Origin of the sequence: Burkholderia pyrrocinia, assembly GCF_003330765.1 — a bacterium.
Lineage (GTDB): Bacteria > Pseudomonadota > Gammaproteobacteria > Burkholderiales > Burkholderiaceae > Burkholderia > Burkholderia pyrrocinia_B.
The window spans coordinates 1225432-1250920 of the sequence record NZ_CP024903.1; the positions used below are offsets into that span (position 1 = coordinate 1225432).

Below are 25489 nucleotides of genomic sequence, written 5' to 3' on the forward strand. Positions count from 1 at the left end.
CAGCGTCGTCCGGGTGGCGCATGCCGGATGCCGCCGAATGGACCGATCGGCGTGGCGCGCCGCCGGAGCGCGCGCTGCATGCATCACGCGGCGCGCATCACGCCTGCGACGGGCCCGGTGCGCCGCCTTCGGCGACCGCAGCATCATACAACGCGGTTTGCGCGATCGCCGCGGCGATCCCCGCGTCGTCGCGCGGACCGTCGAGCATGCCCCAGCGCCGGTACTGGGACAGGAACCACTCGCCTTCGCGCGGATCGGGCCGGTTCACGGCGCCGTCGTCGTGGAAGCGGATCGGCAGCGGCGGCGCGGCGAACGGCCCCGCGCCGTAGTCGCCGAGCAGGCGCGGCGCGATCAGCCGGGCCGGCACGCCGAGCGCGTCGGGCGACGCGAGCCAGTCGGCCGCCTCGCGGCGGTGCGCGGCGCTGTCGAGCCACGCGCACGCATCGACGAGCGTGCGGATCAGCGCGCGCGCGGTGGCCGGATACAGCGCGACGAAGTCGCGCCGGGCCGCGAGCACCTTTTCCGGATGATCGGGCCAGATCTCGCTCGTGACGGCGACGGTCCGGCCCGCGCCGCAGGCGTCGGCTACCGCGTGCCACGGCTCGCCTGCGCAGAAGCCGTCGAGCTCGCCGTTCGCGAGCGCGGCGACCATCTCGGGCGGCGGGATCACGACGCTGCGCACGTCGCGCAGCGGATCGACGCCGTGCGACGCGAGCCAGTGGTTCAGCCACATCGCGTGCGTGCCGGTCGGGAATGTCTGCGCGAGGAGCGGCTTGCGGCCGAGCGTCGCGAACGTGGCGCGCACGCTGCCGTTGTCGCGATACGCGTCGGCGAGGCCGCGCGACAACGTGATCGCCTGGCCGTTGCGGTTCAGCACCATCAGCGCGGCCATGTCGGCCTGCGGGCCGCCGATGCCGAGCTGCAGCCCGCAGACGAGCCCGTACAGCGCATGCGCGGCGTCGAGCTCGCCGCTCAGCAGCTTGTCGCGCACGGCGGCCCACGACGGCTGGCGGCTCAATTCGAGCGTGAGGCCGTGCCGCGCGCCGAGGTTCAGGCGCTGCGCGACGATCAGCGGGGCCGCGTCGCTCAGCGCGACGAACCCGAGGCGAAGATGTGCGCGTTCCGGCGCGGCGGGAGGGGAAGTATTCATGGCGTTCATTTGGGTGACGCGTCGAGCAGTTGCCGTGCGACGTCGACGATGCGCAGGCCCTGATCCATCGCGCGCTTGCGCAGCGCCGCATACGCGTCGTGTTCGGACAGCTTGCGCTGGTCCATCAGCACGCGTTTCGCGCGATCGATCAGCTTGCGCTCCGTGAGTTCGCGCTCGACGTCGGCAAGCCGGCGGCGCAGCGCATCGTCGTGCGAGAAGCGCGCGAGCGCGACTTCGAGAATCGGCGCGAGGCGCTCGGCCGACAGCCCTTCGACGAGATACGCGCTGACGCCCGCGCCGACCGCCGCGCGGATCAGCGACTGGTCGGCGTCGTGGCTGAACATCAGCACGGGGCGCGGCGCGGTCGCGTGCATCACCGCGAGCTGCTCGAGCGTGTCGCGCGACGGCGAATCGGTATCGATGATCACGACGTCGGGGCGCTGCTCCTCGACGGCCGCCGGCAGGCGCGCGGGCGTCGCCACGTCGTTGAGCATCTCGTAGCCGAGGCGTGCGAGCGCGTCGCCGAGTTCGCCGATCGGCTTGTCGGTGTCGGTGACGAGCAGCACGCGCAGGCGGGTGGAAGGGGGAGGCGAACTCATGATGCGGGCAACAGGGGCGGCGGAACTGTGGTGCAAGGCGCGAACGATGGATGCGGACGGCAAGCGCAGCCCGCGTTGTCGGGAAGGGAGTGCGGCCGAAGCCGCGCGATGCCGCGCATGCTAGGCGGCCCGGGAAAGCGCCGCTTCGCTGGCGGCGTCCGCGCACTGCACGGACGCTTCGCCGATCGCCCCGCCGACGAGGATCACGGCCGGGCTGCCGAGCCGCGCTGCGTCGATGCCGCGCGCGAGACCGCCTAGCGTGCCGGTCCAGCGGCGTTCGTCGGGCGTGCCAGCCCATTGTACGGCCGCTGCCGGCGTCGACGCCGGCAGCGCGGCGAGCAGGCCCGCCGCAATGCTGTCGACGCGGCTCATCCCCATGTAGATCGCGAGCGTGGTGCCGGTCGCCGCGAGTCGCGACCAGTCGGGTTCGCCGTGGTCCTGGCGGTGCGCGGTGATGAACGTGACGCCCTGGCAATGCTCGCGGTGGGTCAGCGAGATGCCGAGGCTCGCGGCGGCCGCGAATCCCGACGAGATGCCGTTGACGATCTCGACCGGAATCGCGGCGGCGCGCAGCGTCGCGAGTTCTTCGCCGGCGCGCCCGAACAGCAGCGCGTCGCCGCCTTTCACGCGCACCACGTGCGCGCCGCGCAGCGCGTAGCGGCGCATCAGCCGCTCGATGAACGCCTGCGGCGTGGAACGGCAGCCGCCGCGCTTGCCGACGCGGATGACGCGGGCCTGCGGCGCGAGTTCGACGATGCCGGGCGCGACGAGATCGTCGAGCAGCAGCACGTCGGCGGCGGCCAGCGCCTTCACGGCCTTCAGCGTGAGGAGATCGGGATCGCCGGGGCCGGCGCCCAGCAGCGTGACTTTGCCAGTCGTCATGTCGTGTTCCTTGCCGCGTGCGTGCGTGCGGCGGTCGAGTACGCGTGGTCTGCGCGGCGGTGGCGGGCGGTCGAACCGCACCGGCATCCGGCCGTGCCGCGCACGGAGGGACACCGTTGTCCTGATCGGCCCGCCGTGAACGACGGGCATGGTTTGCGGGGACTGCCCACCGGCGCCGTTGCCGGTGTGATGCATGAGGTTGAGCAATATCCGGGCCAACCGGCATGACGCGTGGCGTTCGCGCGGCGCGACGCACTGCGCACGGCCGCAATGCCGCATCGGCGTGCATCGCGCCCCACCAGCGCGCACCGCGATGTCGCATGGCGACAGTGCTGCAGCGCACCACATCTGTGCTTCGCCGCATCGTGGCGCATCGCGCACCGCGTGCCGGACCGCCTCTTGCGCTGGCCGGCGAGCCTTGCGCGGCGGGGCTGCGGTCCCGATTCGGTCCGACATGGCACGGTGCTTGCGTAAGCTGGTTCGGGCGAATCAACGGCGATTCGTCCGCAGTACCGATTACAGACGTGCCCGGCAACGGGCTTCATGGGCAACGGCGTCCTACGCATCGGGTCTCGACGAGACCGGGTGCGCAGGACGCCGTTTTTCGTTTGGCGGATGACATGACCGACAAAGCTACCCGTATCGATCTCTTCAGCTTCCGCACCGCGCCAATGCGCGCGTTCCACATGACGTGGATGGCGTTCTTCGTGTGCTTCTTCGCGTGGTTCGCCTGCGCGCCGCTGATGCCGCTCATCGCGCGCGAATTCCACCTGACCGCGGCACAGGTCGCCAACATCAACATCGCCGCGGTGGCCGCGACGATCGCCGTGCGGCTGCTCGTCGGCCCGATGTGCGACCGCTTCGGCCCGCGCCGCGTGTACGTCGGCTTGCTGCTGCTCGGCGCGATCCCCGTGTTCGCCGTGTCGTTCACGCACGACTACCTGTCGTTCCTGATCTGCCGGCTCGGCATCGGTGCGATCGGCGCGGGCTTCGTGATCACGCAATACCACACGTCGGTGATGTTCGCGCCGAACGTGGTCGGCACCGCGAACGCGACGACGGCTGGCTGGGGCAATGCCGGCGCGGGCGCGACGCAGGCGCTGATGCCGCTGATCGTCGCCGCCGGCCTGATGCTCGGTTTCGGTGACGACTCGTCGTGGCGCATCGCGCTCGTCGTGCCGGGCGTCGCGATGCTCGTGATGGCCTGGGCGTACTGGCGCTTCACGCAGGATTGCCCGCAAGGCGACTTCGTCGCGCTGCGCAAGGAAGGCGTGACGGTCGACAGCGGCAAGAAGGGCGGCTGGGCGAGCTTCGTCGCCGCATGCGGCAACTATCGCGTGTGGATGCTGTTCGTTACGTATGGCGCGTGCTTCGGCGTCGAGGTGTTCATCCACAACATCGCCGCGCTGTACTACGTCGATCACTTCAGCCTGTCGCTGAAGGACGCGGGCTTCGCGGTCGGCCTGTTCGGGCTGCTCGCGCTGTTCGCCCGCGCGCTCGGCGGCTGGCTGTCCGACAAGATCGCTGCGCGCCGCAGCCTCGACGTGCGCGCTGCGCTGCTGTGCGCGCTGATCATCGGCGAAGGGCTCGGGCTGATCTGGTTCTCGCATGCGCAAAGCATCGGCATCGCGCTCGTCGCGATGCTGACCTTCGGCCTCTTCACGCACATGGCCTGCGGTGCAACCTACGCGCTCGTGCCGTTCATCGACCGCAAGGCGCTCGGCGGCGTCGCGGGGATCATCGGCGCGGGCGGCAACGTCGGCGCGGTCGCCGCGGCTTTCCTGCTGAAGGGTGTCGGCGACGTGCAGCACACGCTGAGCCTGCTCGGCCTCGCCGTCACCGCGACCGCGCTGTGCGCGATGGCCGTGCGCTTCAGCGAAGAACACAAGGCACGCGAGGCCGAGCTGCGCGACCGCGCGCTGGCTGCCGGCAACGCCGCCAACTGATCGACCGAAGGAAACGTCACATTATGAAACTCATCGTCATCGGCCACGGCATGGTCGGCCACAAGCTCCTCGAATGCGTCGCGGCCGAAGCCGGCACGACGGGCGCGCTGCAGGTCACCGTGCTCGGCGAGGAACCGCGCCCGGCCTACGATCGCGTGCACCTGTCCGAATTCTTCGCGGGCAAGTCGGCGGACGACCTGTCGCTCGTCGAACCCGGCTTCTTCGAGCGTCATCCGCAGTTCGACCTGCGCCTGAACGCGTGCGTCGCGTCGATCGACCGCGCCGCGCATACGGTCACGCTCGCGTCGGGCGAAACGCTCGGATACGACAAGCTGGTGCTCGCGACGGGCTCGCGCCCGTTCGTGCCGCCGCTGCCGGGCCGCGATCGCGCCGGCTGCTTCGTGTATCGCACGATCGAGGATCTCGAAGCGATGCAGGCGTGCGGCACGCACGCGAAGCGCGGTGTCGTGATCGGCGGCGGGCTGCTCGGCCTCGAATGCGCGAAGGCGCTGCGCGACATGGGGCTCGACACGCACGTCGTCGAATTCGCGCCGCGGCTGATGGCCGTGCAGGTTGACGACGGCGGCGGCCGGATGCTGCGCGCGAAGATCGAGGCGCTCGGCGTGACCGTGCATACGGGCAAGAACACGCTCGAGATCGTCGACGGCGAAGACGGTACGCACCGGATGGCGTTTGCCGACGGTACGCACCTCGACGCCGACATGATCGTGTTTTCCGCCGGCATCCGCGCGCGCGACGAACTGGCGCGCGCCTGCGGGCTCGAGACCGGCCCGCGCGGCGGCGTGGCGATCGACGACGCATGCCGGACGAGCGACGCCGACATCTACGCGATCGGCGAATGCGCGGCATGGAACGGCATGGTGTACGGCCTCGTCGCACCCGGCTACGACATGGCGCGCGTGGTCGCGAAGCAGCTCGGCGGCGACGCGAACGGCACGGCCGAGGCCGCATTCGCGGGCGCCGACATGAGCACCAAGCTGAAGCTGATGGGCGTCGATGTCGCGAGCATCGGCGACGCGCACGGCGCGACGGCCGGCAGCCGCACCTACCAGTACGCGGACGAGCGCCGCCAGGTCTACAAGAAGCTCGTGGTGTCAGACTGCGGCAAGTTCCTGCACGGCGCGGTAATGGTCGGCGACGCGGCCGAATACGGCACGCTGCTGCAGATGATGCTGAACCGCATCGAGCTGCCCGAGTCGCCCGAATTCCTGATCCTGCCGTCGTCGGACGGTGTCGCGAAGCCGGCGATCGGCGTCGACGCGCTGCCTGCGGCCGCGCAGATCTGCTCGTGCAACAACGTGTCGAAGTCGCAGATCTGCGCGGCGGTCGCGGATGGCGCGGCGAGCCTCGGCGCGCTGAAGTCGTGCACGGGCGCCGGCACGTCGTGCGGCGGCTGCGTGCCGCTCGTCACGCAGATCATGAAGGCCGAGATGAAGAAGCAGGGCCTCGCGGTCAACAACCATCTGTGCGAGCACTTCCCGCATTCGCGCCAGGAGCTGTTCCACCTGATCCGCGTCGAGGGCATCACGACCTTCGACGAACTGCTCGCGAAGCACGGCCACGGGCTCGGCTGCGACGTGTGCAAGCCGGCCGTCGCGGGCATCCTCGCGTCGTGCTTCAACGAGTTCGTGCTGAAGAAGGAGCATGCGGGGCTGCAGGATTCGAACGACTACTACCTCGCGAACATCCAGCGCGACGGCACGTATTCGGTCGTGCCGCGCATGGCGGGCGGCGAGGTCACGCCGGAAGGGCTGATCGCGGTCGGCCAGGTCGCGAAGAAATACGGGCTCTATACGAAGATCACGGGCGGCCAGCGCGTCGACCTGTTCGGCGCGCGCGTCGAGCAATTGCCGTCGATCTGGGAGGAGCTGATCGCGGCCGGCTTCGAGTCGGGGCATGCGTACGGCAAGTCGGTGCGCACCGTGAAGTCGTGCGTCGGCTCGACGTGGTGCCGCTACGGCGTCGACGATTCGGTCGGCCTCGCGATCGACATCGAGAACCGCTACAAGGGGCTGCGCGCGCCGCACAAGATCAAGTTCGGCGTGTCGGGTTGCACGCGCGAATGCGCGGAAGCGCAGGGCAAGGACGTCGGCATCATCGCGACCGAGAAGGGCTGGAACCTGTACGTGTGCGGCAACGGCGGGATGAAGCCGCGCCATGCGGAGCTGCTCGCGGCCGATCTCGACCGCGACACGCTGATCCGCTACATCGACCGCTTCCTGATGTTCTACGTGCGCACCGCCGACCGGCTGCAGCGCACGAGCGTGTGGCGCGACAACCTCGAAGGCGGGCTCGACTACCTGATCGACGTCGTCGTGCACGACAAGCTCGCGATCGCGGCCGAACTCGAAGGCGACATGCAGCACGTGGTCGACACCTACGAATGCGAATGGAAGAAGGCCGTCACCGATCCCGACACGCGCAAGCGCTTCCGTCACTTCGTGAACAGCGATGCGTCGGACGCGACCATCGAATTCGTCGAGACGCGCGGCCAGATCCGGCCCGCGACGCCCGGCGAACGCGCGGGCGGCAAGCCCGTATCGATCCCGGTCGTCGCCGAAGGCGCGACGCAAGCCGTCACCGAATCCGCAACCGCTTGATTGGAGAACATCATGAACGATCGTCTTCCCCTGTCCTGGACCCGCGTGTGCCCGCTCGACGACATCGTGCCGAACACCGGCGTGTGCGCGCTCGTCAACGGCGAGCAGGTCGCGGTGTTTCACGTTGCGCATGCCGACGGCGGCGTGTTCGCGATCGACAACGTCGACCCCGTGTCGCAGGCGGCCGTGATGTCGCGCGGGCTGATCGGCAGCCTCGGCGAGCGCGTCGTCGTCGCGTCGCCGCTGTACAAGCAGCATTTCGACCTGCGCACTGGCGAATGCCTCGAATCGCCCGAGCAGTCGGTGAGCGCGTATCCGTCGCGGGTCAAGGACGGCTTCGTGTGGATCGCGGCCTGACCGTCCCGGAGCGCGCATGACCGCCACCCCCGTCAAGAGTGTGTGCCCGTACTGCGGCGTCGGCTGCGGGATGGTGCTGCACGTCGAGGATGGCGAGGTCGTCAAGGTATCCGGCGACGCCGACCATCCGACCAACTTCGGGCGGCTGTGCACCAAGGGTTCGTCGGCGCACGTCGCGCTGCGCCGCTCGGGGCGGCTCGACCGCGCGTTCGTGCGCCGTGCGCGCGAGGACGACCTCGTGCCGCTGCCGGCCCGCGATGCGATCGCCGAGACCGCGCGCCGCCTGCGCGCGGTGCTCGATGCGCACGGCCCCGATGCGTTGTCGTTCTATGTGTCCGGGCAGATGTCGATCGAGGCGCAATACCTCGTCAACAAGCTCGCGAAGGGCTTTGTCGGCACCAACAACATCGAGTCGAACTCGCGCCTCTGCATGGCGAGCGCGAGCACCGGCTACAAGCAGTCGCTCGGCGCGGACGGGCCGCCCGGGTCGTACCAGGATTTCGATCGTGCGAACCTGTTCTTCGTGATCGGCGCGAACATGGCCGATTGCCACCCGATCCTGTTCCTGCGGATGATGGATCGCGTGAAGGCCGGCGCGAAGCTGATCGTCGTCGATCCGCGCCGTACCGGCACGGCCGACAAGGCCGACCTGTTCCTGCAGATCCGGCCGGGCACCGATCTCGCGCTGACGAACGGGCTGCTGCATCTGCTGCATGCGAACGGCCGCACCGACGGCGCGTTCATCGACGCGTACACCGAAGGCTGGGACGCGATGCCCGCGTTCCTCGCCGACTACACGCCCGAGCGTGTCGCCCAAATCACGGGGCTCGCGGAAGCCGATCTCCGCACGGCCGCGCAATGGATCGGCGACGCGCAGGAGTGGATGAGCTGCTGGACGATGGGGCTCAACCAGAGCACGCACGGCGTGTGGAACACCAACGCGATCTGCAACCTGCACCTCGCGACCGGCCGCATCTGCCGCCCCGGCAGCGGGCCGTTCTCGCTGACGGGCCAGCCGAACGCGATGGGCGGGCGCGAGATGGGCTACATGGGGCCCGGGCTGCCGGGCCAGCGCTCGGTGCTGTCCGACGACGACCGCCATTTCGTCGAGAACCTGTGGCGCGTGCCGGCCGGCACGCTGCGCAAGGAAACCGGCCAGGGCACCGTCGACCTGTTCTCGCGGATGGCGGCGGGCGACATCAAGGCATGCTGGATCGTCTGCACGAACCCGGTCGCGACCGTGCCGAACCGACAGAACGTGATCGCCGGGTTGCAGGCCGCGGAGCTCGTGATCGCACAGGACGCGTTCCTCGATACCGAGACCAACCGCTACGCGGATATCCTGCTGCCCGGCGCGCTGTGGGCCGAGGGCGACGGCGTGATGATCAACTCCGAGCGCAACATGACGCTGATGCGCGCCGCGGTCGCGCCGCCCGGCGACGCGCTGCCCGACTGGCGCATCGTTGCGGAAGTCGCGCGCGCGATGGGCTTCGGCGACGCGTTCGACTATGCGTCGGCGGCCGACGTGTTCGACGAGATCGTCCGTTTCTCGAATCCGGCGACGGGCTATGACCTGCGCGGCGCGAGCCATGCGGTGCTGCGCGACGGGCCCGTGCAGTGGCCGGTCGCACCGGGCACCGCGCGCGCGCGGCACCCGATCCGCTACCTGAACGACGGCGTGAGCCAGACGCTGCGCACGGCCGCCGACGCGAACGATGCACCGCGCATTGCGTTCCCGACGCCGTCGGGCAAGGCACGCTTCTTCGCGCGGCCGCACGTCGATCCGGCCGAGCTGCCCGACGACACGTTCCCGATCGTGCTGAACACCGGGCGGCTGCAGCATCAATGGCACACGATGACGAAGACGGGCAAGGTCGCGATGCTCAACAAGCTCAACCCGCGCCCGTTCGTCGAGCTTCACCCGGACGATGCGAGCGCGCTCGGCATCGCCGCGAAGGACAGCGTCGAGATCCGTTCGGCGCGTGGCCGCGCGGTGCTGCCGGCCGTCGTGACCGAGCGCGTGCAGCGCGGCAACTGCTTCGCGCCTATGCACTGGAACGACGTGTACGGCGACGACCTGTGCATCAACGCGGTGACGAACGACGCGATCGATCCCGAATCGCAGCAACCCGAACTGAAATATTGCGCGGTCGCGCTGCGGCGCGTCGAGACGGATGCGTTCGCGTCCGCCGACGACGGGGCGGCGCAAGCCGATGCATGCGCCGACGACGCGCGGCCCGCGCCGGCGATGGTGCAGGCCACCGCTTCACAGGAATCCGACATGGCAGACATCGACACTTTCGCGGCCGCGTTCGGCATCGCCGACCTCGCGCCGCCGCCGCTGACCGACACGGAGCGGCTGTACGTGGCCGGCCTCGTCAGCGGGCTGAAGGCGAGCGCCGGCCGACGCGAGGGCAGCGTGCCCGTGTTGCCGGCCGGCGCGCCGCTCGCGCCGCCGGTGCGGTTCTGGCTCGACGGGATGCTCGCGGGCCTCTTCAGCCGCTCGGCGCCCGCGCGCACGCAGGATGGCGCGGCGCCGGCTCTGGCGCTGCCGGCCGCCGCCGCCGCGTCCGGCGGCGTGCGGATCGTGCGTACGCGCCCGAAGGTCGTGCTGCTGTGGGCATCGCAGACCGGCAACATCGAATCGCTGACCGAGGATTACGCGACGCAGTTGATGAATGCGGGTTTCGAGATCCGCACCACGTGCATGTCCGACTATCCGGTCGCGTCGCTCGCCGGCGCGCAATACGTGCTGCTGATGACGAGCACGTTCGGTGACGGCGATGCGCCCGACAACGGCAGCGAATTCTGGGACGCGCTGCAGGCCGGCAGCGCCGCGCGCCTCGACGGCGTGCACTTCGCGGTGCTCGCGTTCGGCGATCGCAACTACGACCAGTTCTGCGGCCACGGCCGCCGGCTCGACGCGCGCCTCGCGGAACTCGGCGCGGCGCGGCTGTGCCCACGTGTCGATTGCGACGTCGAATTCCAGCGCGACGCCGACCAGTGGCTCGAGCGCGTCGTCGCGCGGATCAAGGAGGCGGACGCCGCGCTGCATGCGGTGCCGTCCGGCGGGTTGAGCCCGTCGGGGCTGCTGCCGACGAAGGCGCATCCGGCGCCGTCGAAGCTCGTCGCGAACCTGCGGCTCAACCGTCCGGGCGCCGCGAAGGACACGCGCTATGTGTCGCTGTCGACCGAAGGCGCGAACCTCGAATACGAATCCGGCGACGCGCTCGGCGTGTGGCCGGCCAACTGCCCGGAGCTGGTCGACGAGCTGCTCGCCGTCACCGCGCTGAAGGCCGATGCGCCGGTGGCGGTGGCGGGCGTCGGTGACCTGCGCCTTCGCGACGCGCTGGCGCACCACCTCGACATCACGCGTCCGCATCCCGATACGCTGGCGTTCATCGCGTCGCGCAGTGCGAACGGCGCGCTGAAGGCGCTGCTCGGCGACGATCGCAAGGCCGACCTGAAGCAATGGCTGTGGGGCCAGCAGCTCGCGGACGTGCTGCACGAATTTCCGGTCGATCTGTCGGGCGCGGATCTGGTCGGCATGCTGAAACGGCTGCAGCCGCGCCTCTATTCGATCGCGTCGAGCCCGAGCGCGCACCAGGGCGAGATCCACCTGACCGTGTCGGCCGTGCGCTATCACAACGGCCGGCGCGCGCGCAAAGGCGTCGCGTCGACGTTCCTCGCCGATCGCGCGGACGACGGCCGCGTGCCCGTGTTCGTGCAGAAGTCCGCACATTTCCGGCCGCCGGTGAACGGCGACGTGCCGATCGTGATGGTCGGCCCCGGCACCGGCGTCGCGCCGTTCCGCGGCTTCCTGCACGAGCGGCAGGCGCGCGGCGCGCGCGGGCGCAACTGGCTGTTCTTCGGCGAGCAGCACGCGCAGACCGACTTCTACTATGGCGACGAGCTGGGCGCGATGCACGACAGCGGCTTCCTGACGCGGCTCGATCTCGCGTTCTCGCGCGACCAGGCCGACAAGATCTACGTGCAGGACCGGATGCGCGAGCAGGGCGCCGAGCTGTTCGCTTGGCTGGAGGAAGGCGCGCACTTCTACGTGTGCGGCGACGCGTCACGGATGGCGAAGGACGTCGACACCGCGCTGAAGGCGGTCGTCGCCGAACACGGCGGGATGTCGGACGACGACGCGAACGATTACGTCGCGCGGCTCGCGAAGGCGCGGCGGTACGTGCGGGACGTGTATTGATCGCGTGCGGATCGGCGTGACGGGGCCGCGCCGGCACGCGGGCCCGGCTTCGGCGGCGAGTTGGCCCGCGACGGTCCGGGCCGTCGGGAGCCGTCGATGGCGAACGCTCTGCGCGTGACGGGCCGGGCGGCGGACGTGGCGTTCCCACGTGAACCGCTTGCCGCCGCCGGTTTGCGTTACTGTTGCCGGCTCCACGCATGCTCCTGCTCGGCGCGGACGAATTCCTCGGCCGACTCCGGCAGCAGGTTGCGGAACGCGCCGCCGTCGCTGTCGATCACGTCCACCATCTTCGCGATCATTTCCTCGGGATCGTGCTGTTCGAGCGGGAACGTCAGCTTTTCGGGCGTCACGGTGTGGACGGCCGGATCGCGCCAGCGTTGCGGCGTCTCCATCATCCGGTCGTTGAAGCCGGTGCTGTACGGGCCGGGGTTCACGACGGCGACGCGGATGCCGTGCGGCGCCAGTTCCGCATGCATCGCCTCGGCGATCGATTCGACCGCATGCTTCGACGCACAGTACGCGCCCGTGAACGGGCCGGTGATCAGCCCGGCAATCGACGATACGAACACGATCTTGCCGTGCCGGCGCGCAAGCATCCCGCGCGCGATCTGTTGCGTGAGCTCGAGCGGCCCGAGCACGTTGACGTCGAACAGTTCGCGCACGATCTCGATCGGCAGGTCGACGAGCGCGCCGGCTTCGCCGACGCCTGCGTTGTTGACGAGCACGTCGACGTCGAGCTCGGCCGCGCGGGCGCGGTCGTAGGCGGACGTGACGTCGAGCTTGACGACGCGCAGCGAGGCGCCGCGTTGGGCCGCGGCGGCCGTCACGACGTCGATCTCGGCGGCGGCGCGGACGCCGGCCGTCACGTCGTGGCCGCGTTCGGCGAGCCGCAGCGCGACTTCGAGGCCGAAGCCCGAGCCTGCGCCGGTGATGAGGATGCGTTTCTGTGCCATGTGCTTACTCCTTGCTGTTGAGGGTGGCCTGGAAATGGTCGCTGCAGGCCCGCGCGATCGCTTCGTCTTGTTCGACGCTGCCGCCCGACACGCCGATTGCGCCGACGCAGCGCCAGTCGCCGTCGATGAGCGGCTCGCCGCCGCCGAACGTGACGAGCCCGCCGTGACTGTGCTCGATGCCGCGCAACGGTCCGTCGACGCCGGACATCGCGCCGAGCGATGCGGTCGACGCGCGAAAGCGGATCGCGGTCAACGCCTTGCGCTGCGCGAGGTCGATCGCGCCGAGAAAGCAGTCGTCGGTGCGCGCGAAGGCGAGCAGGTTGGCGCCGGCGTCGACGACCGCGATGGCGACACCCGCGATCTGCGATGCAGCGGCATGCGCGAGTCCTGCGTCGATCGTGCGTTGGGCGGCTGCAAGCGGCAGTGCGGTGCTGAACGGGTTCATGCTGGGCTCCGGTAGGACGACATGGCCAGTTTAGGCAGTCCGGGTATATGGGAGAATCACCATTCCGCTCGAAAGAGTTTCAAGTTTTTCTAATGATGAGCCGACGCGATCCGATGGCCGGGCTGCACGTCTTCATGAGTGTCGCGACGTCCGGCAACTTCACCCGGGCGGCCGCTGCGCTCGGCCTGACGCCCGCCGCCATCAGCCTGGCGATCGGGCAACTCGAAGGCGAGCTGAACGTGAAGCTGTTCAACCGGAGCACGCGCGGCGTGAGCCTGACGGAAGCGGGGCAGCGTTACCGGCGGCAGACGGAGCCCGCGTACCGGCAGGTCATGCAGGCGCGGGACGAACTGAAGGACGCGCGTAGCGAGCCGAGCGGCCTGTTGCGCATCACGGCGCTGCCGCTGGCGCGCACGCTGGCGATCGCGCCGATGCTCGCGGAATTCCGCCGGCGCTACCCGAAAGTCCGGCTCGAGATCCGTTACGAGAACGAACTCGTCGATATCGCGAAGGACGGATTCGATGCGGGGATTCGTCTCGCCGACCGGCTGCAGCCGGGCATGATCGGCGTGCGGATCGCCCCTGCGTTGTCGTGCGCGCTCGTCGCGTCGCCGGATTACCTGGCGCGGCACGGTGTGCCCGGGGCGGTGGCGGACCTCGGCGATTATCCCTGCATCCGCTTCCGCTTTTCGGAAAGCGGGCGCCTGCACAAGTGGCTGCTGCGCGATGGGCGCCGCGATGTCGATCTCGATCTGGACGGCGTGTTCGTGACGAACGACGCGGATGCCGTGATCGATGCGGCGCGCGAGGGCGTCGGCATCGCGTTCGCTATCATGCGCGAACGAATCGAGCAGGACCTGCGCGACGGGACGCTCGTCGAGGTGTTGCCCGGCGCGTGCCGGACGCTGCCGCCGATGTGGCTGTACTACGTAAACCGCAAGCATGTGCCGGCCAAGCTGCGGGCGTTCATCGACGTGCTGCGCGAGCGGGCCGGGTCGGCCTAGCCTGGCCTCGTCTCGCCGCCTGCATACGGCGTGGGGCGCTTATCGGACGGCGTTCTATCCGACTGACGACTATAAGGCGATCGGGCTGGCCGAGCATGAGCGGGTGAAAATGAGGGGCGGGGCGACGTCCGGCTGTGAGCGCGTGCCGTCAGGGTCCGGTGACGGGAGCAGGCGAAACGCAACGCGCATCAGTGCTGCCTGACCCGACGGCACATCTGTCCCCATTCCAGAATTGCCCGGCGACCTTGTGCTTTTGTCCTCCTCCGCACGGCCCGACCGGGGAATTTCACCCAAATACACCACCCGCCATTCACCCGATGAAAAATCCCCGCCGGTTCCCGGTATGATGCGCAGCTTGCGTTCGTCGGCCGCATGATTTCGATGCGATTTTGGCGCGCCTGGCGCTCCCCAACCGCCCGGTGCGAACCTGAAAGATTCTGTAATATAAATTTCGTATACTCGTAAGTTCTGATCCAGGCGCTGCCTGCCTTTTCCTTCGGCCGACCGCCCACGCAGAACAACCCGATTCGTCGCCGCGTGACCACCTTGCGCCGCGACACGCTATGCACCGCCACTGAATAACCTATGTCTTCCCGCCACTCTGGTTCGCCCGGCCGTGCCGCGGCGGTGATCGCCCGTGTCCGGGCGCTGATCCGCAACGAGCGCGTGCTGTCGCCGCTGCTTGCGCTCGGCATCGGCCTGCTGCTGATCGTGGTTTTCCAGCACTTGTCGGAATCTGTCGACTACCGGTCGGTGATCCGCCAGTTGCGCCACATGTCGCTCGGCGAGTGGGGCGCGTCGCTGGCCGCGACGGCGCTCAGCTATCTCGCGCTGGTCGCCCGCGATGCGGTCGGCCTGCGCTACGTTGCCGCGAAGGTGCCGCGCGTCGCGTTGTGGATCGGCGCGATCGCGGGCTCGGCCCTCGGCAACGCGACGGGCTTCGGCGCGCTGACGGGCGGGGCGGTCCGCGCGCGCGTCTACGGCGTGTCGGGCGTGACGCCCGCGCAGATCGGCCGGATGACGGTGTTCACGAGCGGCACGCTGGCGCTCGCGATGGTGCTGATGACGGCGGTCGGCATGGTCTGCGTGCCGCAGGCGCTCGCCGCGATGCTGCACGTCGCGCCCGGCGTGCTCACGTGGGCCGGCGCTGCGCTGCTCGCGGTGCTGGCCGTGCTGGTCGCGATGTGCGGCAAGACCGCTCGCCCGGTCGTCACGCGCTTCAAGTGGCTCGCGTTCGATGTGCCCGCGCGGCGCGACCTCGTCGCGCAGGTCGCCTATGCGGTGCTCGATGTGGTCGCCGCGGGCCTGACGCTGTGGGTGCTGCTGCCGGCCGCGCCGGTCGGTTTCCCGACTTTCATCACCATCTACGCGGCCGCGCTGCTGCTCGGGATGATCGGTCATACGCCGGGCGGGATCGGCGTGTTCGAAGCCGCGATGGTCTTCACGCTCGGCCGCGAAGTGCCCGCGCACGCGATGGTCGCCGCGCTGATCGCGTATCGCGCGATCTATTTCGGCGTCCCGCTCGTGCTGTCGGCCGGCCTGCTGGCGGGCTTCGAGGGCCGCGCGCTGCGCCGCCGGCTGGTGTCGCGGCAGGCCGCGCGCGTGTCGCAGCTCGCGCCGCTGTTCCTGAGTCTCGTGACGTTCCTGGTCGGCGGCATGCTGGTGATCTCGAGCGCGACGCCCGCGTTCTGGCACCGGATCGCGATCCTGCGCCACATCGTGCCGTTGTGGGTGCTCGAAGGCTCGCAGGTGATCTGCAGCGTGCTCGGCGTCGCGCTGCTGTTCGTCGCGCGCGGGCTGCTGCGCCGCCTCGACGGCGCCTGGTGGATGACCTTCGCGCTGACGCTCGCGAGCCTCGCGCTGTCGCTGGCGAAGGGCCTCGCGTTCGTCGAGGCCGGCGTGCTCGGCACGCTGCTCGTGCTGCTGCTCGTCAGCCGCCGCCGCTTCAACCGTCATTCGTCGCTGCTCGCCGAGCGCTTCACGGTGAGCTGGTTCGTGTCGGTGACGATGGTGCTGATGCTGGCCGTGTGGGTGCTGTTCTTCGCGTTCCGCGACGTGCCGTACACGCGCGACCTGTGGTCGCATTTCTCGTTCGACGCGCGTGCGCCGCGTGCGCTGCGCGCGACGCTCGCGGCCGGCGTGTTCGTCGCGATGTTCGCGCTGTGGCAACTGCTGCGCCCGGCGCCCGGCCGTTTCGTGAAGCCCGTGCCGCAGGATCTGTTCGACGCCGAACGGATCATCCGCGCGCAGGAGTGCAGCGATGCGGGCCTCGCGCTGATGGGCGACAAGTCGTTCCTGTTCTCCGAGTCGCGCCAGGCGTTCCTGATGTACGCGAAGTACGGGCGCACGTGGGCCGCGCTGCACGATCCGGTCGGGCCGCGCGACGAATGGCCGGCGCTGATCGGCAAGTTCATCGCGCTCGCGCACGCACACAGCGGCCGCGCGGCGTTCTACCAGGTGCGCGCGAACGCGCTGCCGCTGTATCTCGATGCGGGGCTCACGCTGATGAAGCTCGGCGAGGAAGCGCATATCGCGCTCGACCAGTTCGACCTGAAGGGTTCGAACCGGTCGCACCTGCGCTACGCGCTGCGGCGCGGCGACAAAGACGCGCTGACGGTCGAGGTGATCGCGCCGTGCGACGTGCCGGTCGCGCTGCCGGCGCTGCGCGACATCTCCGACGGCTGGCTCGACAGCCGCGATGCACGCGAGAAGAGCTTCTCGGTTGCCGCGTTCCACGACGGCTATCTCGCGACGCAGTCGGTGATGCTCGTGCGGCAGGCCGACAAGCCGATCGCGTTCGTCACGTTCATGACGACCGATCTCAACACCGAGGCGACGGTCGGCGTGATGCGCCATCTGCCGGAGGCATCGCCGTACGCGATGGAGTATCTGTTCACGCAGCTCGCGCTGCATCTGAAGGAGGCGGGCTTCCGCAAGCTGAGCCTGGGCATCGCGCCGTTCTCGGGCATGGGGGCGGCGAAAATGCCGTCGCCGTGGCACCGGCTCGGATTGATGGTCTGGCGCTTCGGCGGCCGCTTCTACAACTTCCGCGGCTTGCGCGCATTCAAGAGCAAGTTCGAACCGCACTGGGAGCCGCGTTACCTCGCGGCCTCGGGCTCGGTCGGCGTGTTCGTCACGCTTGCGGATCTGTCATTGCTGGCTGGAGGTCGGCGTTCATGATGTCGAAGAAGGGATTCGCGCGGGCGGCAGCCGCCTGCGCGGGAATGATGCTGGCCGGCGCTGCGTGCGCCGCGCAGCCGGCCGCAGCTAAGGCCGAAACCGTGTCGGGCGGCCGCTATGGGCCCGTCACCGTGACCAAACCCGGCGGCCCGCTGCGCGGCTTCGTCGTGCTGTTCTCGCGCGGGGCCGGCTGGCATGCCGCCGATCAACAGGCCGCCGATGCGCTCGCGAAGGCCGGTGCGATGACGGTCGGCGTCGATTCGGAGCGTTATGCGACGAATCTCGCCGCGAAGCAGGAGACCTGCCACCACCTCGACGGCGACGCCGAGGCGGTCAGCCACCAGCTCGAACGCCTCGCGCAGTCGTCGCGCTATTTCACGCCGATCGTCGCGGGCGTGGGCCAGGGCGGCGCGATCGCGAAGCAGATCCTGTCGATGGCGCCGGAGAACACGATCGCCGGCGTCGTCTCGGTCGATCCGGCGCCGAAGCTCGATCCGCGCTTCAAGCCGTGCCCGCCCGACCCGACGATCGTGCGTCGCGCGATGCCGGGCTTTGTCGAAACGGCTGCCGCGGGCGACTCCACGAAGCTCGTGTCGCTCGTCACGTCGCACCTGCGTGACACCACCAGCAGCGACGCGCTCGACGTGTCGGACCTGCCGCTCGTCGAACTGCCGGCCAAGGGCGGCAGCGACCGGCTCGCGATCGTGATCTCGGGCGACGGCGGCTGGCGCGATCTCGACAAGACGATCGCCGAGGCGCTGCAGCGCGACGGCGTGTCGGTGGTCGGCATCGACAGCCTGCGCTATTTCTGGAGCGAGAAGCCGCCCGCGCAGGTGAGCCGCGACCTCGCGCGCGTGATGCGCACGTACATGGCGCGCTGGCATGCGAACCGCGTGGCGCTGGTCGGCTACTCGTTCGGCGCCGACGTGATGCCGTTCGCGTATAACCGGCTGCCGGCCGACCTGCGCGACAAGGTCGCGGTGATGTCGCTGCTCGGCTTCGCGCCGGCCGCCGATTTCCAGATCCGCGTGACGGGCTGGCTCGGCATGCCCGCGAGCGACAACGCGATGAAGGTTGCGCCGGAAATGGCGAAGGTGCCGCCGCAGCTCGTGCAGTGCTTCTATGGTGCTGAAGAGAAGGACACGATGTGCCCGGCGCTCGTGAACACGGGTGCCGACGTGATCAAGACGCAGGGCGATCATCACTTCGGCCGCGACTACATCGCGCTCGAGAAGAAGATTCTCGACGGGTTCGGCAAGCCGGTGGCGGCGCGCTGAACGCCGGCGCAGGCCGGGCATGCGTGCATGCCCGTGGCGGATTTACGCGCTGGCGTCCACGACGAGCGCCGGATCGAGCGCGCGGATGCGCTGATCGACGAAGTAGCCGCCGCCTTCCTGATAGCGCAGGAACAGGCGGCCGCACGAGCGGCAGCGGCTGACGTTGCAGCGGTTGTACGGGAAATGGCGCAGCGCGATCGGGGCGTCGTCCGACCAGTAGCGCGTGCCGGCCGGATGATATTCGTCGTAGGTCGGTTCCGAGTCGCCGGGCGGTGCGAGCGTGGCCACTTCGGTCAGTTGCGCGTCCTGCAGCGACAGCGGCAGGCTCGTCCATCCGGCAAGCGGCGTCTTCGTGCACGTGCATGGCTGCGTGACGTTCGCTGCTTCGGCCGTCAATTTCAACAGCGCGTCGTGATCGAGATAGGGCAATGGGCTCATGAGCAATCGTGAAGAGGCGACGAGACCCGCAATGTAACCCGCGCACGGATTGCCTGCATGGCCGTGCACACCGGGTTCGATCAACCTGCCTTGCGGACCGGCGGCTGCGTGACGAGTTCGCCGAGCACGCGAATCGCGTGCTCGATGTCGCGGCTCCACGGATGGCCGAAGTTCACCCGTACGCAGCGCTCGAAGCCGTGCGCGGCCGAAAACAGCGGCCCCGGCGCGAAACTGATCCCGCGTGCGATCGCCTGGCGATGCAGTTCCATCGCGTCGATCGCATCGGGAAACGCGAGCCACAGGAAATACCCGCCTTCGGGCCGCACCCACTCGACGCCGGCCGGCAGCCAGCGCCGCAGCGCGTCGTCCATCCGGTCGAGCTGCGTGTGCAGCGCGCTGCGCAGCTTGCGCAGGTGACGGTCGTAGCCGCCGTGCTCGAGATAGTTCGCGATGCCGGCCTGCGCGGGAATGCTGGCCGACAGCGTCGTCATCAGCTTGAGCCGCTGCACCTTCTCCGCGAACCGGCCGGCGGCGGCCCAGCCGATCCGGTAGCCGGGCGCGAGCGTCTTCGAAAATGAACTGCAGTGCATCACGAGCCCGTGCCGGTCGAACGCGCGCGCGGGCAGCGGATAGTCGGGGCCGAAGTGCAGTTCGCCGTAGACGTCGTCCTCGATCAGCGGTACCTCGCGCGCCGCGAGCAAGTCGACGAGCGCGTGCTTTTTTTCGGCGGACAGCGTGACGCCGGTCGGATTCTGGAAATTGGTCATGAACCAGCACGCGCGGATATCGTGCCGGTCGAGCGCGTTCGCGAGCGCATCGAGATCGAGGCCCGTGCGCGGATCGACAGGAATTTCCACCGCGCGCAGGTCGAGCCGCTCGATCGCCTGCAGCGCCGCATAGAAGCCGGGCGCTTCGACGGCGACGACGTCGCCGGGCCGCGTGACGGCCATCAGGCACAGGTTCAGCGCTTCGAGCGCGCCGTTCGTGACGACGATCTCGTCGATGGGCTGCGATATGCCCGTCGCGAGATAGCGCCGCGCGATCTGCTGGCGCAGCGCCTCGTTGCCGGGCGGCAGGTCGACGACCGTGCTCCACGGGCTGACGAGCCGCGTGGCCTGCGCGAGCGACTTCGCGAGGCGCGGCAGCGGAAACAGTTGCGGCGACGGGAACGCGGAACCGAGCGGCACGATGCCGGGCTGCGTGGCCGCGTCGAGGACGGAGAACACGAGGCTGCTGATGTCGACCTTGCGTGATGCGCCGGCACGGCTCGCGCGGCGCTTCGCGGCCGGGCATGCCTCCGGTTTTGCGCCCGGTGCGACGTAGTAGCCCGAGCGTTCGCGTGCGCGGATCAGCCCCCACTGTTCGAGCAGGTAATACGCGCGAAACACCGTCGACTGGCTCACGCCGTGCTGCGCGATGATCTGCCGCAGCGACGGCAGGCGCGTGCCGACCGCGAGGTTGCCGTTGCGGATGTCGGCGGCGATCGTGTTGGCGAGGGTTTCGTAGCGTTTCATCCCGTCGTCAAAGCCCTTCGAACAACGCGACGTGCTCGTCGTACGCGCGCTGCTGCCGCGCGTACGCATCGTCGAGATGCTCGTGCAGCGCGCGTTCGGCGGCGTCCGCGTCGTGCCGCTCGAGCGCGTCGAGCACTTTCTGGTGTTGCGCGAGCGTGACCTCGCCGACGATCGGATCGCGCACGGTCACGTGCCGCACGCGGTCGATCGGCGCACGCACGATCTCGACCAGCTGCTGCACGCGCGGCAGCCGCGCGGCCGCGCTGACGGTCGCATGAAACGCGTTGTCGCATGCGATCGCCGCGACCGCGTTGCCGCGCGCGATCGCGCGCCGGTGCGCTTCCTGGATGTCGTGAAGCTGCTCGAGCTCGCGCGGGCTGATGACTTCGGCCGCGCGCCGGATCGCGGCCGTTTCCAGCACCTTGCGGATCAGCGCGCTTTCGACGAACTGCTCGCGCTTCACGGGCGCGACGAAGGTGCCCGACTGCGCGGCGATCAGCACGAGTTCCTCGCGCGCGAGTTGCAGCAGCGCCTCGCGCACCGGCGTGCGCGACACGCCGAGCGCGTCCGCGATCGCGCGTTCGTAGATCACGTCGTTCGGCTGCAGCGTCATCGTCACGATCGCGTCGCGCAGCAGCGCGTGAACCTGCGCGGACAGCGCCTGCGAGCGGTCCAGCGTGAAATCGGCGGGGATCAGGCGGGCGATGAAGGTGTCCTGGGCGGTGCGTTCTGACTTCATAAATCGGGCTGGAGGGGTTGCAGGCTGCCGGCGTCCGCCAGCGGGCGCGGGGCGATCAGTATATTAGTACGCGTATCGATTCGGCGGATCGGCGGCGGATCCGGCCGGCTTGCGAGCGATCGGCCTCGGGTTTACGCCGGTATCGGCAGCAGGAAGGATCTCTATAATCACCAACTAATATATTAGTTGGCAAGCGCTCGAAGAAAACGCGGCCGGCGGCTCATCCCCACTGGAGACACGCATGCACCTCGAAGACTCAGCCAGGCCCCGCCAGACGGCCCATGCCACGACCGCCGCGCCAACCGCCGTGCGCTGGCGGATTTTCTGGCTGTTGCTGTTGTTGTCGTCGATCAATTACATCGACCGCGCGTCGCTGTCCGTCGCGCTGCCGATCATCTCGACCGAATTCAGCCTGTCGCCCGCGATGGAAGGCGTGCTGCTCAGCGCGTTCTTCTGGACGTACGCACTGATGCAGATCCCGAGCGGGCTGCTGGTCGACCGCTTCAAGGCGCGCACGATCGTCGGCCTCGCGACGATCGGCTGGGGCGCATGCCAGGCCGTCGCGGCCGCGTGCTTCAGCTGGGTGCCGCTGCTGCTGACGCGGCTCGGGCTCGGCATTGCCGAATCGCCGATCATGCCGGCCGGCGCGAAACTCGCGGGCACGTGGCTTACGCCGGCCGAGCGCGGCCGTGGTGCCGCGCTGCTCGACGGCGGTGCGCCGCTCGGCTCGGCGTGCGGCGCGATCATCATCACCGCGCTGATCACGGGCCTCGGCTCGTGGCGGCTCGCGTTTGTCGTCGCGGGCGTGGGCACGATCGTCGTCGGCATCCTGGCGTGGCGCTACATCCGCAACCATCCGTCCGAGCATGCGGGCGTGAACGCAGCCGAGCTGGAGCACGTGACCGTGCATGCGGCCGCGGCCCGCGCCGGCGAACCCAAGGCAAGCGTGCCGTTTCGCGAGCTGCTGCGCGACCGCTCGGTGCTGTGCATGTTCGCAAGCTGGGCCTGCTACAACAGCGTGTTCTACGGGTTGATGACGTGGATGCCGAGCTACCTGCACAAGGCGCACGGCTTCGACCTGAAGCAGATGGGCGGCGCGACCTTCATCATCTTCATGTGCGGCTTCGTCGGCGAGCTGTTCGGCGGCTGGCTCGCCGACAAGTGGCGCGCGGCCGGCGGTGCGCCGAATCTCGTGATGCGCTCGATGTTCTCGGTCGCGGGCCTCGCGTCCGCCGCGGCGATCCTCGCGGTGAGCTTCGCGACGGGGCTCGTCAGCGTGGTCGTGCTGCTGTCGGTCGCGCTGTTCTTCATCCGCTGGTGCGGCATGTTCTGGGGCGTGCCGGCGACGCTCGGCGGCCAGTCGCGCGCGGGCCTGCTCGCAGGCTCGATGAACTTCGCCGGCAACATCGTCGGCGTGATCGTGCCGATCCTGATCGGCCTCATCGTGCAGTTCACGGGCACCTATTTCCTCGCGCTGATGTTCTTCGTCGTGGCGGCATTCGGCCTGGCGGTCTGCGCGAGCCTCGTCGATTACCGCGACCGGGGCCTCGACTGAAGCCCGTCGCCCGATTCAACCGGAACCGAACCATGTCGTCACTTTCCATCGAAAACCCGCAGGCGCCGGCCGGGCCGCGTGCCCGCACGATCCGGCTCAATCCCTCCGACGATGTCGTCGTCGCCGTCGAACAGCTCGTCAGCGGCATGCGCCTCGACGACGAAGGCGTGAGCGTCGCGGGGCTGATCCCGCCCGGCCACAAGGTCGCGACGCGCGCGATCGACGCCGGCGCGGCCGTGCGCCGCTACGGCCAGATCATCGGCTTCGCGAGCCAGCCGATCCGTCCGGGCCAGCACGTTCACACGCACAACCTCGACATGGGCGAGTTCGCGCGCGATTACGCGTTCGGCGAAGGCACGCACGACACCGATTTCGTGCCGGATGCGCAGCGCGCGACCTTCGACGGCATCGTGCGCGAGGACGGCCGCGTCGCGACGCGCAACTACATCGGCATCCTGACGTCGGTGAACTGCTCGGCGACGGTCGCACGCGCGATCGCCGATCATTTCCGTCGCGACATCCATCCCGACGCGCTCGGCGCGTATCCGAACGTCGACGGTGTGGTCGCGCTGACGCACGGTGTCGGCTGCGCGGTCGACCCCGACGGCGACGGGCTCGCGATCCTGCAGCGCACGCTCGGCGGCTATGCGTGCCATCCGAATTTCGCGGCGGTGCTCGTGATCGGGCTCGGCTGCGAAACCAACCAGATTCCGCGCCTGCTCGAAACCCAGGGGCTGAAGGAGCACGCGCGGCTGCGCACGTTCACGATCCAGGATAGCGGCGGCACGCGCAAGACGATCGAGAAGGGCATTGCGATCGTCGAGTCGATGCTGGCCGCCGCGAACGACGTGCGGCGCGAACCCGTCAGCGCGAGCCACCTGACGGTCGGCCTGCAATGCGGCGGCTCCGACGGTTATTCGGGCATCACCGCGAACCCCGTGCTCGGCGCGGCGGTCGACCTGCTCGTGAAGCACGGCGGCACGGCGATTCTCTCCGAGACGCCCGAGATCTACGGCGCCGAGCACCTGCTCACGCGGCGCGCGGTCTCGCGCGAAGTGGGCGAGAAACTCGTCGCGCGGATCCGTTGGTGGGAGGACTATTGCGCACGCCACAACGCGGCGATCAACAACAATCCGTCGGCCGGCAACAAGGCGGGCGGCCTCACGACCGTGCTGGAGAAATCGCTCGGCGGCATTGCGAAGGCCGGCAGCACGAATCTCGTCGACGTCTACGAATACGCGATGCCGGTTCGCGCGACAGGGCTCGTGTTCATGGACACGCCCGGCTACGATCCGATCTCCGCGACCGGGCAGGTCGCGGGCGGCGCGAACCTGATCTGCTTTACGACGGGGCGCGGCTCCGCGTATGGCTGCGCGCCGACGCCGTCGCTGAAGCTGGCGACCAACAGCGCGCTGTGGCGCCGGCAGGCCGACGACATCGACCTGAACTGCGGCGACGTGCTCGACAGCGGCGCGCGCATCGACGCGCTCGGCGCGACGCTGTTCCGCATGATGCTCGACGCAGCGTCCGGCCATGCGACGCGCAGCGAGCTGCACGGCTACGGGCAGAACGAATTCGTGCCCTGGCAGATCGGCGCGATCACCTGATATTTCTTCAATCGACAAGGAATCCTGCTGATGCAATCGAGCATTTCATCCCCACGCTATCGCGGCGTGTTTCCCGTCGTGCCGACGATTTTCACCGATGACGGCCGTCTCGACCTCGACGGGCAGCGTCGCTGCGTCGATTTCATGATCGACGCAGGATCGAACGGGCTGTGCGTGCTCGCGAATTTCTCCGAGCAGTTCTCGCTCGCCGACGACGAGCGCGATGCGGTGATGCATTGCGTGCTCGAGCACGTCGCGGGCCGCGTGCCGGTGATCGTCACGACGTCGCATTTCGGCACGACCGTATGCGCGCAACGCAGCCGACGCGCGCAGGACGCGGGCGCCTCGATGGTGATGGTGATGCCGCCGTATCACGGCGCGACGTTTCGCGCGGGCGAGGCGGCGATCGTCGAGTTCTTCCGCACCGTGTCCGACGCGATCGACATCCCGATCATGATCCAGGACGCGCCGGCGAGCGGCACGCACCTGTCCGCCGTGCTGCTCGCGCGAATGGCGATCGAGATTCCGAACGTGTCGTACTTCAAGATCGAGGTGCCGCAGGCGGCCGCGAAGCTGCGCGAGCTGATCGCGCTCGGCGGCGATGCGATCGTCGGCCCGTGGGACGGCGAGGAAGCGATCACGCTGATGGCCGATCTCGAAGCGGGCGCGACGGGCGCGATGACGGGCGGCGCGTATCCGGACGGCATCCGCCGGATCGTCGACGCGTGGGCGGCCGGCCATGCCGGCGAAGCGGAGCGCGAGTATCAGCGCTGGCTGCCGCTCATCAATCACGAGAACCGCCAGGGCGGCATCGCGACCGCGAAGGTGCTGATGAAGGCGGGTGGCGTGATCGCATCCGACGCCGTGCGTCATCCGCTGCCGTCGATGCACCCGGACACGCGGGCGAGCCTGCTGCGGATCGCGCGGCCGCTCGATCCGCTCGTGCTGCGCTGGGGCCGCTGAGCTTCGCACGCTGCGACACGATTCAACGATTCAACGATTCGACAAGGAC

18 protein-coding genes are annotated in these 25489 nt (G+C 69.2%); 10 read left to right on the top strand and 8 right to left on the bottom strand.

Annotation, left to right across the window (positions count from 1 at the left end):
• Positions 1-97 precede the first annotated feature (97 nt).
• The 3 genes from CUJ89_RS22975 to cobA all read right to left on the bottom strand — a co-directional run bounded on the left by CUJ89_RS22975 (position 98) and on the right by cobA (position 2631).
• Complete coding sequence (locus CUJ89_RS22975) at positions 98-1150, bottom strand: CmpA/NrtA family ABC transporter substrate-binding protein (RefSeq protein ID WP_114181515.1); 1053 nt, start codon at positions 1148-1150, stop codon at positions 98-100.
• 5 nt (positions 1151-1155) lie between these two features.
• Positions 1156-1749: an ANTAR domain-containing response regulator gene (locus CUJ89_RS22980; protein WP_114179714.1), complete on the bottom strand. Its 594-nt coding sequence runs from the start codon at positions 1747-1749 to the stop codon at positions 1156-1158.
• Positions 1750-1869: 120 nt separating this feature from the next.
• On the bottom strand, positions 1870-2631 hold the full coding sequence (cobA, locus tag CUJ89_RS22985; protein WP_114181516.1) for a uroporphyrinogen-III C-methyltransferase: 762 nt from the start codon (positions 2629-2631) through the stop codon (positions 1870-1872).
• A gap of 620 nt (positions 2632-3251) precedes the next feature.
• Between cobA and CUJ89_RS22995 the strand changes: the two genes are divergently transcribed.
• From CUJ89_RS22995 to CUJ89_RS23010, 4 genes are read left to right on the top strand one after another with little or no spacing between them, the layout of a single operon-like run.
• A complete protein-coding gene (locus tag CUJ89_RS22995; RefSeq protein WP_114179715.1) occupies positions 3252-4577 on the top strand; it encodes an MFS transporter in 1326 nt (441 codons plus the stop codon).
• Positions 4578-4600: 23 nt separating this feature from the next.
• The gene (gene nirB, locus CUJ89_RS23000) at positions 4601-7198 is read left to right on the top strand and encodes a nitrite reductase large subunit NirB (protein WP_114179716.1); all 2598 of its coding nucleotides are present in this window, start codon (positions 4601-4603) and stop codon (positions 7196-7198) included.
• A gap of 12 nt (positions 7199-7210) precedes the next feature.
• Positions 7211-7555 carry a nitrite reductase small subunit NirD gene (gene nirD, locus CUJ89_RS23005; protein WP_114181517.1) on the top strand — a complete coding sequence of 115 codons (345 nt, stop codon included), beginning with the start codon at positions 7211-7213 and terminating at the stop codon, positions 7553-7555.
• Between the two features lie 16 nt (positions 7556-7571).
• Positions 7572-11765 carry a bifunctional nitrate reductase/sulfite reductase flavoprotein subunit alpha gene (locus CUJ89_RS23010; protein WP_114179717.1) on the top strand — a complete coding sequence of 1398 codons (4194 nt, stop codon included), beginning with the start codon at positions 7572-7574 and terminating at the stop codon, positions 11763-11765.
• 176 nt (positions 11766-11941) lie between these two features.
• Here the strand turns inward: CUJ89_RS23010 and CUJ89_RS23015 are convergent, their stop codons facing one another.
• Positions 11942-12718 carry an SDR family oxidoreductase gene (locus CUJ89_RS23015; RefSeq protein ID WP_114179718.1) on the bottom strand — a complete coding sequence of 259 codons (777 nt, stop codon included), beginning with the start codon at positions 12716-12718 and terminating at the stop codon, positions 11942-11944.
• A 4-nt stretch (positions 12719-12722) separates the two neighbouring features.
• Positions 12723-13163: a GlcG/HbpS family heme-binding protein gene (locus tag CUJ89_RS23020; protein WP_114179719.1), complete on the bottom strand. Its 441-nt coding sequence runs from the start codon at positions 13161-13163 to the stop codon at positions 12723-12725.
• Positions 13164-13258: 95 nt separating this feature from the next.
• Between CUJ89_RS23020 and CUJ89_RS23025 the strand changes: the two genes are divergently transcribed.
• The 3 genes from CUJ89_RS23025 (at position 13259) to CUJ89_RS23040 (ending at position 18624) form a co-directional block, all read left to right on the top strand.
• Positions 13259-14167, top strand: a complete 909-nt coding sequence (locus CUJ89_RS23025) for a LysR family transcriptional regulator (protein ID WP_114181518.1) — start codon at positions 13259-13261, stop codon at positions 14165-14167.
• Between the two features lie 585 nt (positions 14168-14752).
• Positions 14753-17347 (top strand): bifunctional lysylphosphatidylglycerol flippase/synthetase MprF, encoded by a 2595-nt coding sequence (gene mprF, locus CUJ89_RS23035; protein WP_114179721.1) that lies wholly within the window; start codon positions 14753-14755, stop codon positions 17345-17347.
• Positions 17344-18624, top strand: a complete 1281-nt coding sequence (locus tag CUJ89_RS23040; protein WP_114179722.1) for a virulence factor family protein — start codon at positions 17344-17346, stop codon at positions 18622-18624. The genes mprF and CUJ89_RS23040 overlap by 4 nt, the downstream gene beginning before the upstream one ends.
• Positions 18625-18666: 42 nt before the next feature.
• Here CUJ89_RS23040 and CUJ89_RS23045 read toward each other — a convergent pair whose 3' ends face one another.
• The 3 genes from CUJ89_RS23045 to CUJ89_RS23055 form a co-directional block, all read right to left on the bottom strand.
• On the bottom strand, positions 18667-19062 hold the full coding sequence (locus CUJ89_RS23045) for a hypothetical protein (protein ID WP_114179723.1): 396 nt from the start codon (positions 19060-19062) through the stop codon (positions 18667-18669).
• An 80-nt stretch (positions 19063-19142) separates the two neighbouring features.
• Positions 19143-20576 (bottom strand): PLP-dependent aminotransferase family protein, encoded by a 1434-nt coding sequence (locus CUJ89_RS23050; RefSeq protein ID WP_114181519.1) that lies wholly within the window; start codon positions 20574-20576, stop codon positions 19143-19145.
• Positions 20577-20583: 7 nt separating this feature from the next.
• On the bottom strand, positions 20584-21315 hold the full coding sequence (locus CUJ89_RS23055; RefSeq protein WP_114179724.1) for a GntR family transcriptional regulator: 732 nt from the start codon (positions 21313-21315) through the stop codon (positions 20584-20586).
• Positions 21316-21556: 241 nt separating this feature from the next.
• On the opposite strand from CUJ89_RS23055, the gene CUJ89_RS23060 reads away from it, so the two are divergent.
• From CUJ89_RS23060 to CUJ89_RS23070, 3 genes are read left to right on the top strand one after another with little or no spacing between them, the layout of a single operon-like run.
• Positions 21557-22870, top strand: coding sequence for an MFS transporter (locus CUJ89_RS23060; RefSeq protein WP_114179725.1), 1314 nt, complete (start codon positions 21557-21559; stop codon positions 22868-22870).
• 32 nt (positions 22871-22902) lie between these two features.
• A complete protein-coding gene (locus CUJ89_RS23065) occupies positions 22903-24477 on the top strand; it encodes a UxaA family hydrolase (RefSeq protein WP_114179726.1) in 1575 nt (524 codons plus the stop codon).
• Positions 24478-24507: 30 nt separating this feature from the next.
• Entirely contained in the window at positions 24508-25440 is a 933-nt protein-coding gene (locus CUJ89_RS23070) for a dihydrodipicolinate synthase family protein (RefSeq protein WP_114179727.1), read from the top strand.
• The last annotated feature ends 49 nt before the right edge of the window (positions 25441-25489 follow it).